The organism is Mycobacterium sp. 1245499.0, assembly GCF_001673615.1.
Lineage (GTDB): Bacteria > Actinomycetota > Actinomycetes > Mycobacteriales > Mycobacteriaceae > Mycobacterium > Mycobacterium europaeum_A.
The window spans coordinates 1-1,679 of record NZ_LZMG01000197.1 but is presented as its reverse complement, the minus strand read 5'-3'; the positions used below and the strand labels follow the sequence as shown (position 1 = coordinate 1,679).

The following is a 1,679-nucleotide window of genomic DNA, read 5'->3' as shown; positions in this document are numbered from 1 at the left end:
CTGTTCAGGCGGTATCAGCGGAACGGCTTCGCGCAGCGCGTGCGCGTTGCGGAAACTCGCGGTGCCCGACAGGCTCAGCAGCCACCCGGCGTCCACGCAGCGGCGGGCCATGGCCGCGTCCGAGGAAAAGCAGTGGAAGATCACGGCGTCCGGGGCGCCCTCGGCCGCCAGCACGTCGAGCACGTCGGAGTCGGCGTCCCGGTTGTGGATCATCAGCGGTTTGCCGCAGCGCTTCGCCAGGTCGATGTGCCAGGCGAAGGCCTCCCGCTGCACGGCCGGCTCGGCGCAACCGTCCAGCCGACCCGGCCAGTAGAGGTCCAGGCCGGTCTCGCCGACGGCCACCACCCGGGGATGGGCCACCAGTCGCTCGATCTCGGCGCGCGCGGCGTCGTCGAGCGCGTCGGCCCGGGTGGGGTGCAACGCCACCGCGGCATAGACCCGTGGGTCCCACTCGGCCGCGCGCGTGACCCAGCGCGCCGAGTCCAGGTCGTCGGCGATCGTGACGACCGCGCCAACCCCGACCGCCGCGGCGCGGTCCACGATGGCCCGCACCCCCTCGGCGTCGGCGGCGCCACACGCGTCCAGGTGCGTGTGCGCATCGACGAGCGGGCGCAACGGCTCGGGGGCCGGGGGCGGCTGACGTTTGGAGCTCACGCGCACACAATATGGGCCCCCAAATAAGGTTGAGGGCGATGAGGCCCTATTACGTCACCACCGCGATCACCTACCCCAACGGCGATCCGCACATCGGGCACGCGTACGAGTACATCGCGACCGACGCGATCGCCCGGTTCAAGCGACTCGACGGGTTCGATGTGCGGTTCCTGACCGGCACCGACGAGCACGGCCTCAAGATGGTCGAAACGGCGGCGGCCGAGGGCATCCCGACGGCCGAGCTGGCCCGGCGCAACTCCGATGTGTTCCAGCGGCTGCAGGAACGGTTGAACATCTCCTTCGACCGGTTCATCCGCACCACCGATCCCGACCACCACGATGCGTCCAAGGAGCTCTGGCGCCGGATGTCGGCCGCCGGTGACATCTACCTGGACACCTACTCGGGGTGGTATTCAGTGCGCGACGAACGGTTCTTCGTCGAATCGGAGACCGAGCTCCTCGACGACGGGACCCGGCTGGCCACCGAGACGGGCGCCCCGGTGACGTGGACCGAGGAGCAAACGTACTTCTTCCGGCTCTCGGCCTACACCGACAAGCTGCTGGCCCACTACGAGGCGAACCCGGATTTCATCGGACCCGACGTGCGGCGCAACGAGGTGGTCAGCTTCGTCTCGGGCGGGCTGCGCGACCTGTCCATCTCGCGCACCTCATTCGACTGGGGCGTGCAGGTGCCCGAGCACCCCGACCACGTGATGTACGTCTGGGTCGACGCGCTGACCAACTACCTGACCGGGGTCGGCTACCCGGACACCGAATCGGAACGGTTCCGGCGCTATTGGCCGGCCGACTTGCACATGATCGGCAAGGACATCATCCGGTTCCACACCGTGTACTGGCCGGCTTTTCTGATGTCGGCCGGAATCGAGCTGCCGCGAAGGGTTTTCGCGCACGGGTTCCTGCTCAACCGCGGCGAGAAGATGAGCAAGTCGGTGGGCAACGTGGTCGACCCGATCAACCTGATCGACACGCTCGGCGTCGACCAGGTGCGCTATTTCCTGCTGCGC

Annotated in this window: 2 protein-coding genes; one reads left to right on the top strand and one right to left on the bottom strand. The window is 68.4% G+C overall.

Going from position 1 to position 1,679, the window contains the following annotated elements:
- A partial coding sequence (locus A5646_RS11460; RefSeq protein WP_067021774.1) for a TatD family hydrolase occupies window positions 1-660 on the bottom strand: 660 nt, incomplete at its 3' end.
- A gap of 32 nt (window positions 661-692) precedes the next feature.
- Between A5646_RS11460 and metG the strand changes: the two genes are divergently transcribed.
- A partial coding sequence (gene metG / locus A5646_RS11455) for a methionine--tRNA ligase (protein ID WP_066879604.1) occupies window positions 693-1,679 on the top strand: 987 nt, incomplete at its 3' end.